11 protein-coding genes are annotated in these 9,630 nt (G+C 71.0%); 6 read left to right on the plus strand and 5 right to left on the minus strand.

Annotated elements, in window-relative coordinates; translation table 11 throughout:
- Nucleotides 1-502 precede the first annotated feature (502 nt).
- On the plus strand, nt 503-982 hold the full coding sequence (locus tag ACFDTC_RS08860; RefSeq protein WP_375258516.1) for a hypothetical protein: 480 nt from the start codon (nt 503-505) through the stop codon (nt 980-982).
- Here ACFDTC_RS08860 and ACFDTC_RS08865 read toward each other — a convergent pair whose 3' ends face one another.
- The 5 genes from ACFDTC_RS08865 to truA form a co-directional block, all read right to left on the minus strand.
- Nucleotides 983-1,162, minus strand: coding sequence for a Trm112 family protein (locus tag ACFDTC_RS08865; protein ID WP_375258517.1), 180 nt, complete (start codon nt 1,160-1,162; stop codon nt 983-985).
- Nucleotides 1,159-1,800, minus strand: coding sequence for an LON peptidase substrate-binding domain-containing protein (locus tag ACFDTC_RS08870; protein WP_375258518.1), 642 nt, complete (start codon nt 1,798-1,800; stop codon nt 1,159-1,161). Before ACFDTC_RS08870 ends, ACFDTC_RS08865 begins: the two co-directional genes overlap by 4 nt.
- A 27-nt stretch (nt 1,801-1,827) precedes the next feature.
- The gene (gene trxA, locus ACFDTC_RS08875) at nt 1,828-2,751 is read right to left on the minus strand and encodes a thioredoxin (RefSeq protein ID WP_375258519.1); all 924 of its coding nucleotides are present in this window, start codon (nt 2,749-2,751) and stop codon (nt 1,828-1,830) included.
- Between the two features lie 148 nt (nt 2,752-2,899).
- Nucleotides 2,900-3,688 carry an exodeoxyribonuclease III gene (locus tag ACFDTC_RS08880; protein ID WP_375258520.1) on the minus strand — a complete coding sequence of 263 codons (789 nt, stop codon included), beginning with the start codon at nt 3,686-3,688 and terminating at the stop codon, nt 2,900-2,902.
- Between the two features lie 84 nt (nt 3,689-3,772).
- The gene (truA, locus tag ACFDTC_RS08885; protein WP_375258521.1) at nt 3,773-4,546 is read right to left on the minus strand and encodes a tRNA pseudouridine(38-40) synthase TruA; all 774 of its coding nucleotides are present in this window, start codon (nt 4,544-4,546) and stop codon (nt 3,773-3,775) included.
- Nucleotides 4,547-4,661: 115 nt separating this feature from the next.
- Here truA and ACFDTC_RS08890 point away from each other — a divergent pair, with 115 nt between their 5' ends.
- The 5 genes from ACFDTC_RS08890 to ACFDTC_RS08910 form a co-directional block, all read left to right on the plus strand.
- Nucleotides 4,662-6,089 (plus strand): YcjX family protein, encoded by a 1,428-nt coding sequence (locus ACFDTC_RS08890; RefSeq protein ID WP_375258522.1) that lies wholly within the window; start codon nt 4,662-4,664, stop codon nt 6,087-6,089.
- Nucleotides 6,086-6,526: a GNAT family N-acetyltransferase gene (locus tag ACFDTC_RS08895; protein ID WP_375258523.1), complete on the plus strand. Its 441-nt coding sequence runs from the start codon at nt 6,086-6,088 to the stop codon at nt 6,524-6,526. Before ACFDTC_RS08890 ends, ACFDTC_RS08895 begins: the two co-directional genes overlap by 4 nt.
- Complete coding sequence (locus ACFDTC_RS08900) at nt 6,523-7,542, plus strand: YcjF family protein (protein ID WP_375258524.1); 1,020 nt, start codon at nt 6,523-6,525, stop codon at nt 7,540-7,542. Before ACFDTC_RS08895 ends, ACFDTC_RS08900 begins: the two co-directional genes overlap by 4 nt.
- Nucleotides 7,543-7,584: 42 nt before the next feature.
- Nucleotides 7,585-8,295 carry a VIT1/CCC1 transporter family protein gene (locus ACFDTC_RS08905; protein ID WP_375258551.1) on the plus strand — a complete coding sequence of 237 codons (711 nt, stop codon included), beginning with the start codon at nt 7,585-7,587 and terminating at the stop codon, nt 8,293-8,295.
- 284 nt (nt 8,296-8,579) lie between these two features.
- Nucleotides 8,580-9,630: class I tRNA ligase family protein (locus ACFDTC_RS08910; RefSeq protein ID WP_375258552.1), on the plus strand; the 1,051-nt coding region annotated here is incomplete at its 3' end.

Below are 9,630 nucleotides of genomic sequence, written 5' to 3' on the forward strand. Positions count from 1 at the left end.
AATGAACCAAACCGCCCGCATATCTCTTCAGATACCGACAATGTCAAAAAACGTGCCGACACAAACATACGAACTGCGTCAAAGTAGCGACGCAACCCGCCTTCATGCCGACTGGAGTGAACTGCGACCCGTGGGCCGCTGCCCGCCCGGCGATGCCTCAGCGCCGCCGGTGAGGGGTTATCTACGGATGGGTCGGCCGAGTCGCAAGCACAAAAAACCGCCCCCGGGCGATTTTTTCCGAAGCAGTCCCCTGCCCCGGTCACACCCCCCATATCTTGTGAGTGTGACGCGGCTTTGACACTACCCTGCGGCGGTGACCCGTCAAGGTTGATCGCGGCTGCGTCCCCTCTCCGACGCATGTCCAACGCGCTGCGCGCCCAATTTTCGCGCGTCGCCCGCGTCCGCGTGGCGCGCGCAGGGGAACAGCACCGCCGGAAGCGTGTTGATCCATCATGGAACGCTTTTTCGCCATACCGGCCGCTGCGCCCCGCGGGGACTGCCGATGACGTGGTCCTTCGACGCCTTCGCCGGACTTGCCGCGCGGGCCGCCACAGCCGCGGGCTTTCCCGACGACCGTGCGCAGACCTTCGGACGGGCCGCCGCCGTGCACATGGCCCGGGGCGGAGACTCGGGCGCGATCGCCGAGGCGCTGCGGGATCCGGCCGACAGCCCGATCCTGCGCCTGCCGCTGCTCATGCACGATCTGATGCGCGCCGCGCAGATCTCCGGGCCAAGCGTGGCGCTTTCGGTGCTGCCGGCGGACCGCGCGCTGGCGCCGGACTATGCCGAACTGCTGCCCGTCACGCTACGCGACGTGACCATCCGGTCGGGGACCGAAAAGGGCCCGGCGCAGTTGCGGGCGACCGTGACCGAGGATGTGGCGGAAGAACCCGACGCGAAGGGCATCGACGTGCCCGACGACCTTGTCGAGACGCTCAGCCGGCTGGCCGAGCGAGAGCAGGACGCGCCCGCCGCGCCGTGATCAATCGTCGAGGGTACGCGCCTCGTCGACCAGCATGACGGGAATGCCGTCGCGGATCGGGAAGGCCACGCCGGCGCGCTGGCTGATCAGCTCCTGCCGCTCGGCGTCGTAGCGCAGACCTTCGTGCGTCACCGGGCAGATCAGCGCCTCGAGCATCCTGCGGTCGAACGTGGCACTCATTGCATCCGGTCTCCCTCGCCGCCGCGCATGGCGTATTCCATCAGCGTCACCAGCGTCTCGCGCCGGGTCGACAGCGACGGCGCCTCGAGCAGGGCCTGCTTGTCCTCGGGGCTGAAATCCAGAAGCATCGACAGCGAGTTGATCAGCAATTCGTCGTCGGCGTCGCGCAGCGTCTCCCAGTCGGCAGACAGGTCGCGCGCCTTGAAGTAGCGGTCGAGCCGGCTGAGGAAGCGGTCGCGGTCGAAGGACGTGTCGTGCTCGACCGGGTCGAGGTCGCGCTCAAACCCGTCCCAGGCCACGGCGCAGCGACGATAGGGCGTGAAGCCGTCGATCTCGTTGACGACGCGGAATCGCGACATCCCCGAGAGGGTGATCATGTAGCGGCCGTCCTCGGTTTCCGAGAACTGCGTCAGCCGACCGGCGCACCCGATACGCTGCAGGCCCTTTTCCGAGCGGCCGGGCACGGCGACCGGTTGCACCATGCCGATCAGCCGCGTGTCGGTCTTCATGCAATCGTCCAGCATCGCCAGGTAGCGCGGCTCGAAGATGTGCAGGGGAAGCCGGGCGCGCGGCAGAAGCAACGCACCCGGCAGCGGAAAGATCGGGATGGTACCCGGCAGATCGGTCATGCGCTTCATGGGAAGGCAGCTAGCCCGTGCGGGGATTCAGGCAAATATCATCGAGCTCAGACGGCGGCGGCCTTTCAGGGCCACCGGGTCGTTGGGCTTGAGCGCCTCGAAGATCGTCGTCAGCTGCGCCTTCGCGGCGCCGTCGTTCCACTCGCGGTCGCGGCGGAACAGCTCGAGCAGGTGATCGACGGCCTCCTGCGCATCCCCCTTGGCGTAGAGCGCCTGCGCCAGGTCGTAGCGCGCCTGATGGTCGTCGGGATCGGCCTCGACCTTGGCGGTCAGCTCGGCCACCGGGCCCACGCCCGCGGCCTGCTTGGCCAGCTCGATCTGCGCGTGCACGGCCTCGAGCTCGGGCGCCTTGGCGATCTCGGCGGGCGCGCCGTTCAGGATCGCCTCGGCCTGCTCCATGTCGTCCATCGCCAGGTGCGCGCGCACCAGCCCGGCATAGGCGCGGGCGTTGTGCTCGTCCTCGCCCACGATCGCGGCGAAGACCTGCGCGGCATCGGCCGCGGCGCCCTGATCCAGCATCTCCTCGGCGGTGGTCAGCGCCTCGTCCAGACCGCCGTCGTCACCGGCCGCACCGCCCGCGGCCTGCACCACGCGGTCGATGAACGCCTTCAGCTCGGACGCGGGCACCGCGCCTTGGAAGCCGTCGACCGGTTGGCCCTGCCAGAAGGCGTAGACCGTGGGGATCGACTGGATGCGCAGCTGGCTCGCGATCATCTGGGCCTGGTCGACATTGACCTTGACCATCTTCACCGCGCCCTTGGCGTCGCGCACCGCCTGCTCGAGCGCGGGGCCCAGCGTCTTGCACGGGCCGCACCAGGGCGCCCAGAAGTCGACGATCACCGGCACCTCGTTCGAGGCATCGACCACCGCGCTCATGAACTCCGCCTCGGTGATGTCCCGGATCAGATCGCCCGCATCGGCCTGCGTCTTGCCGCCGCCCAGTTCCAGCATGTCGTCCTCCGCCCTTTCGGTTCATGCGGGGGCCCGCCCCGCCGCGGTAAATTCCGCTGTTAGATGGCGCAGCGGGGCCTGCGATGCAAGGCCCGCCTGCCCGCTCGATCGTTGCGCGAACACGCCCGCGGGGCAGCGGGCGGTCGCCCTACAGGTCGAACGTCGCGAAGACCGGCGCGTGGTCCGACGGCTGGTCCCAGCCGCGCACCGACCGCAGGATGCGGCTGGAATGCGCGGCGCCCGCGATGTCCGGGCTGGCCCAGACATGGTCCAGCCGGCGGCCCTTGTCGGCCGCGTCCCAGTCGGGCGAGCGGTAGGACCACCACGAATAAAGCGGCCCCTCGGGGATGTCGGCGCGCGTCACGTCCACCCAAGACCCCGCCTCCTGCGCGGCGTTCAAGTGGTCGACCTCGATCGGCGTGTGGCTGACCACGCGCAGCAGCTGCTTGTGCGACCACACGTCGTCCTCGCGCGGCGCGATGTTGAGATCGCCCACCAGGATCGCCTTCTCGGGCCGGCTGTCGCGGAAATGGTCGCGCATCTCCGAAACGTAGTCGAGCTTCTGGCCGAACTTCTCGTTGATCGTGCGGTCGGGCTTGTCGCCGCCCGCGGGCACGTAGAAATTGTGCACCGTCACGCCGTTCTCCAGCTCGGCCGCGACGTGGCGCGCGTGGCCCAGGCCCGCAAAGTCGAAGCTGCCGGTCTCGCGCAGCGGGATCTTCGACAGGATCGCCACGCCGTTATAGCCCTTCTGCCCGCGCGCCACCCGGTGCACGTAGCCCAGTGCCTCGAAGGCCTCGACGGGGATCTTGTCCACCGGGCTCTTGCATTCCTGCAGGCACAGCACGTCCGGCGCCTCCTCGCGCAGCAGCCGCTCCACCAGCCCCGCGCGCAGGCGGACCGAGTTGATGTTCCAGGTGGCAAGCGTGAAGGGCATGGGAATCCTCGTGGCTGAATGGCGCGCGTCAGGGGCGGGTTTGGCCGCGCGCGCCGGCCCGGTCAACCCGGCACGTCCGCGCGCTCAAACCTCGGGGAACGGATCGTCGTCGTATCCCACGCCGACCAGCGCCAGCCCACCCGGCGGACAGACCGGCCCGCAGGCCGCGCGATCCCGCGCCGCCAGCGCCGCAGCCACGTCGCCCGGCGCCCAGGCGCCCGCGCCCACGCGTTCGAGCGTGCCCACGATCGACCGCACCTGGTTGTGCAGGAACGACCGCGCGCGCAGGAAGAACTGCACCTCGGGCCCGGCCGGGCCGTGGGTCTCGGTCACGGTTATCTCGTCCATCGTCTTCACCGGCGATTTCGCCTGGCACATCGTGGACCGGAACGTGGTGAAGTCGTGCGTCCCCAGCAGGTGCGCGGCGCCCTCGCGCATCGCGTCCACGTCCAGCCGGTGGTTCACCCGCCAGACCTGCCCCGCCTCCAGCGTCGCCGGCGCGCGCCGCATCAGCAGCCGGAACAGGTAGCGCCGCTCGTTGGCCGAGAACCGCGCGTGCCAGTCGTCGGCCACGCGCGCCGCGGCCCGGATCGCGACCGGCGCGGGCTTGAGGTGGTAGTTCAGCGCCTCGGACAGCCGGAACGGGTCCAAGTCCCTGTCCATGTCGCAATGCGCCACCTGCCCGCGCGCATGCACGCCCGCATCCGTGCGCCCGGCGGCGGCGATGGTGTGGTCGCGCTTCTCCAGCCGCGCCAGCGCGTCCTCGATCGCGCCCTGCACCGACGGGCGGTCGGCCTGGCGCTGCCAGCCGCTGAACGGCCGACCGTCATATTCAACCAGAAGCGCGTAGCGGGGCATGGCGCGGCTTTACCGCTCCTCTTGCGCCCCCGCAATGGCCGCCCCCGAAATGCCCGCTCTGGCACCCGCGCGCCGCCACGCCTATGTTGCCCCAAACCTGCCACGGGAGACGCCATTGGTCATCGGAACCATCGCCGACACGCTCACCCGCGGGGTCGAGTCCGTGACCGGCACCGTCTCGGGCGCCTTCGCCGAGCCCACGGTGCGCCTTGGCGTCACGGGCCTGTCGGGCGCGGGCAAGACCGTGTTCATCACCGCGCTGGTGGCCAATCTTCTGGACCGCGGGCGGATGCCGCAGCTCGTCGCGCAGGCCGAGGGGCGCATCCTGTCGGCCTACCTGCAGCCGCAGCCCGACGACACGATCCCCCGCTTCGACTACGAGACGCACCTCTCCCAGTTGACCGCCGACAGCCCGCGCTGGCCCGACGGCACGCGCGCGGTCAGCCAGCTGCGCCTGTCGCTGCGCCTGCGCCCCGCCGGGCTGCTCGCCGGCCTTCAGGGGCCCCGCACGGTGCATCTCGACATCGTCGACTATCCCGGCGAATGGCTGCTCGACCTCGGGCTGATGGACAAGACCTACGCCCAGTGGTCCGAGCGCATGCTGGCCCGCCTGCCCCACCGTCCAGGCGGCGCGACGGTGGCCGAGGCCCTGCGGGCCGAGAACGCGCACGCGCCCTTCGACGAATCCCGCGCGCGCATCCTGGCGCAGCACTACACCGCCGCCCTGCACGAGGCGCGCCGCGCCGGCTTTTCCGACTGCTCGCCCGGCCGCTTCCTGCTCCCGGGCGAGATGGAGGGCAGCCCCGCGCTGACCTTCGCCCCGCTGCCGCCCGACGCGGACGCCCCGCGCAAGTCGCTCTGGCGCGAGATGGAGCGCCGCTTCGAGGCCTACAAGCGCCGCATCGTCAAGCCGTTCTTCCGCGACCACTTCGCCCGCATCGACCGGCAGGTGGTGCTGGTCGACGCGCTCGGCGCGATCCACGCCGGCCCCCAGGCGCTCGAGGACCTGCGCGCCACGATGGCCGACATCCTCACCGCCTTCCGCCCCGGCGCCAACGCCTTCCTCAGCCAGATCTTCCGCGGCAAGCGGGTCGAGCGGATCCTCTTCGCCGCCACAAAGGCCGACCACCTGCACCACTCGCAGCACGCCCGCCTCAGCGCGATCATGGAGGCGCTGACCCGCGACGCCCGCGACCGCGCGCGCTTTTCCGGGGCCGAGACTCAGTCGATGGCCATCGCGTCCCTGCGCGCCACGACCGAGGCGACGCTGCCCCACAAGGGCGACGTCCTCGACGTCGTACAGGGCACGCTGCTGGACGCGGACAACACGCGCGGCAAGCAGGCCGCCTTCTACCCCGGCGCGCTGCCCGACGACCCCGCCCGCCTGCTCGGCCCCGCGCGCGAGGGTGCCGATGCCTGGCTGGACGAGGATTACGCCATCATGCGCTTCGCCCCGGCCCGCCTGACGCTCAAGCCCGGCGAGGGCCCGCCGCATATCCGCCTCGACCGCGCCGCGCAGTTCCTGTTCGGAGACCGGCTATGAGCGCCCTGCTGCGCCCGGCGCTGTCGACCGACGCCGGCGCCGTCGGCGCCATCCTGTCCGAGTTCATCGACACCACCGACTGGATGCCGCGCGTGCACACCCGCGCGCAGGACCTCGCCCACGCCGCCATGCTGATCGAACGCGGCTGGGTCACCGTCGCCGACGCAGGGCACGTGGTCGGCTTCATCGCCCGCGACGGGGCCGAGATCCACGCGCTCTACATCACCGGACCGTCGCGCGGCCGCGGCGTCGGCGCGCGCCTGCTGGACGACGCGCAGGCGCGCGCCGACCGGCTGGGCCTGTGGACCTTCGCCGCAAACGACGGCGCACAACGCTTCTACGAACGCGCGGGCTTTCGCCCCGCGGGCGGCACGCAGGGCGACAACGACGAAGGCCTGCCCGACATCCGCTACCTGTGGGAAAGGCCCGCACCATGAGCGACGACACACGCGACACCGCGAAGGCACGCCGCGCCGGCCCGGTGCTGATCGACCTCGACAGCGACGCGCCCTCGCCCGCCGAGGCGCCGCCTATCGCCGACGAGGACCCCGCGCCGCGGGGCACCGCGATGACCACCGCCGCCGCACTCGCCGCGCGCCGCCCGTCGCGGCTGGCGCGCTGGTTCTGGCGGCTCGCGGGCGCGCTGGTCGCCACCATCGTGTCGGTCGCCGCGTGGGAATTCGCCACCGGCCTGATCGAGCGCACGCCGCTGCTGGGCTGGGCGGTGACCGCGCTGATCGGCGCCTTCGCCGCCGTGTGCCTCGCGCTCGCCATCAAGGAAATCGCCGCCATCGCCCGGCTGGGCAAGGTCGACGCGCTGCACCACGCGGCCCTGACCGCGCGCGGCAGCGACAGGCCCGACGACGCGCGCCGCGTCTCGCGCGATCTCGCGCGGCTCTACGCCCATCGCGACGACACCCGCTGGGGCCGCCAGCGCCTGGCCGAGCGCGAGACCGAGCTGTTCGACGCCACCGCCGTGCTGGACCTCGCCGAACGCGAATTGCTCACCCCGCTCGACGCCGCCGCACGGGCCGAGGTCGAGGCCGCCGCGCGCCAGGTCGCAGCCGTCACAGCACTGGTGCCGCTCGCCTTCGCCGACGTGGCCGCGGCGCTGTCGGCCAACCTGCGCATGATCCGCCGCATCGCCGAGATCTACGGCGGCCGCTCGGGCACGCTGGGGGCATGGCGGCTGACTCGGGCGGTGATGTCGCATCTCGTGGCCACCGGCGCCGTCGCCGTGGGCGACGATTTGCTCGAGCCTGTGCTCGGCGGCTCGGTCCTCGCCCGCGTGTCGCGCCGCTTCGGCGAGGGGCTGGTAAACGGCGCGCTCACCGCGCGCGTCGGCGTCGCCGCGATCGAGGTCTGCCGCCCGCTGCCGTTCCACGCCTTGCCCGCGCCGTCGGTGCGCGGCATCGTCCGACGTGCGCTGACCGGCCTCGGCGGCTCGCGCTGACGCGGCGCCGGGGCCCACCTGCCAGGGAGGGTTCCCATGCGCCTGTCCGAACACGGCCACAGCCAGGACGAGATCGACCGCCGCCTCGCCGACCCGCCCGGCCGCGGCTACCTGCGCGACGCGGTCTACGGCGCCATCGACGGCGCGGTGACCACCTTTGCCATCGTCGCGGGCGTCGCCGGCGCGGGGCTGTCGCCCTTCGTGATCGTGGCGCTCGGCCTCGCCAACGTGCTGGCCGACGGATTCTCCATGGCCGCGGGCAATTACAGCGGCACCAAGGCCGAGCTTGACCAGGTCCGCCGCCTGCGCCGGTTCGAGGCCCGCCACATCGCCCGCCACCCCGAGGGCGAGCGGCGCGAGCTGCGCGCCATCCTCAAGGCCAAGGGCCTCTCCGGCGAGACGCTGGATTCAGCCGTCGACCAGATCGCCGCCAACCAGGAGATCTGGATCGACACGATGATCGAGGGCGAATACGGCCTCGGCAGCACCGACCCGCACCCGACGCACGCGGCCCTCGTGACCTTCGCGGCCTTCCTCGTCGCGGGCATGGTGCCGCTGCTGCCGTTCCTCGCCGGCATCGCGGACGCGTTCACCCTGTCGGTCTGGCTGACGCTGGCCACGTTCTTCGGCATCGGCGCGATCAAGGCGCGCTGGTCGCTGACCGCGTGGTGGCGCTCGGGGCTGGAAACGCTGGCGATCGGCGGCCTCGCGGCGGGCATCGCCTACGCCGTGGGGACGCTTTTCAACGCCTGATCCGGGGCGCGTTGCGGGGCCATGTGCTAACGCAAGGTTAATTCGTCTCTGCAAGCCATTGATTTTTCTAGGCCGCCTGCCTGTCCCATCGTGGGACACTCAGGCGCAGCCCCCCTATGGACCCGTGCCGCCGCCGGGCCTATAACCCCCGCAGCATGACACGGGCTTCGATCATTCTTCGAATTACCGGCCCGGCGCTCTGATCCCAGAGCCGCCGGGATAAGGCGCATGGACTGCCCGCGCCGCCCCTTCTGCCCAATTCAAAGCCCCCGAGGATCCCCGCGATGCCCGCCGAGACGCCCGATTACAAAGACACGCTGAACCTGCCCAAGACCGACTTCCCGATGCGCGCCGGCCTGCCCAAGCGCGAGCCCGGCTGGCTGGCCCGCTGGGACGAGATCGGCGTCTACCAGAAGCTGCGCGAGAAAGCCGCCGAGGCCGAGGCGGCGGGCACGCCCCGCCCGCCCTTCACCCTGCACGACGGCCCTCCCTACGCGAACGGCCACCTCCATATCGGCCACGCGCTGAACAAGACGATCAAGGACATGATCGTCCGCAGCCACCAGATGATGGGCCATGACAGCCGCTACATCCCCGGCTGGGACTGCCACGGCCTGCCCATCGAATGGAAGATCGAGCAGCAGTACCGCGAGAAGGGCCAGGACAAGGACCAGGTCGACATCGTCGACTTCCGCCAGGAATGCCGCCGCTTCGCCGAGCACTGGATCGACATCCAGCGCGAGGAATTCAAGCGCATCGGCATCACCGGCACGTGGGACCGGCCTTACCTCACGATGGACTTCCGGGCCGAGCGCATCATCGCCGAGGACTTCCAGAAGTTCCTGATGTCCGGCGTGGTCTACCAGGGCTCGAAACCCGTCATGTGGTCGCCGGTCGAGAAGACCGCGCTGGCCGAGGCCGAGGTCGAGTACCACGACCACAAGAGCCACACGATCTGGGTGCCCTTCCCGGTCGTGTCGGGCGGCGACGCGCCCATCGCCGACGGCGAGGACGACGACTGGGCCGGCGCGGACCAGAGCCTCGCCGCCGCCGACCTGATGGGCGCCAAGGTGGTGATCTGGACCACCACGCCCTGGACCATCCCGTCGAACCGCGCGGTCGCCTACAACCCCGACATCGACTACGGCCTCTACGAGGTCACCGGCCGGCCCGAGGAATGCTGGGCGCAGGTCGGCGACCGCTACGTGATCGCCGACACGCTGGCCGCCGAGGTGATGGGCAAGGCGCGGCTCGACGACGGCATGTGGCGGCGCGTCCGCGCCGTGACCCCGGTCGAGCTGTCGACCATGACCATGGCCCACCCCCTGCGCGGCG

Source organism: Citreimonas sp. (assembly GCF_042096055.1).
GTDB lineage: Bacteria > Pseudomonadota > Alphaproteobacteria > Rhodobacterales > Rhodobacteraceae > Citreimonas.

Excerpts from the sequence above, each read along its gene's own strand:
- ACFDTC_RS08880 (WP_375258520.1), bottom strand. The coding sequence starts at position 3,688 with ATGCCCTTCACGCTTGCCACCTGGAACATCAACTCGGTCCGCCTGCGC.
- ACFDTC_RS08860 (WP_375258516.1), top strand. The coding sequence starts at position 503 with ATGACGTGGTCCTTCGACGCCTTCGCCGGACTTGCCGCGCGGGCCGCC.
- ACFDTC_RS08865 (WP_375258517.1), bottom strand. The coding sequence starts at position 1,162 with ATGAGTGCCACGTTCGACCGCAGGATGCTCGAGGCGCTGATCTGCCCG.
- ACFDTC_RS08870 (WP_375258518.1), bottom strand. The coding sequence starts at position 1,800 with ATGAAGCGCATGACCGATCTGCCGGGTACCATCCCGATCTTTCCGCTG.
- truA (WP_375258521.1), bottom strand. The coding sequence starts at position 4,546 with ATGCCCCGCTACGCGCTTCTGGTTGAATATGACGGTCGGCCGTTCAGC.
- ACFDTC_RS08895 (WP_375258523.1), top strand. The coding sequence starts at position 6,086 with ATGAGCGCCCTGCTGCGCCCGGCGCTGTCGACCGACGCCGGCGCCGTC.
- ACFDTC_RS08900 (WP_375258524.1), top strand. The coding sequence starts at position 6,523 with ATGAGCGACGACACACGCGACACCGCGAAGGCACGCCGCGCCGGCCCG.
- trxA (WP_375258519.1), bottom strand. The coding sequence starts at position 2,751 with ATGCTGGAACTGGGCGGCGGCAAGACGCAGGCCGATGCGGGCGATCTG.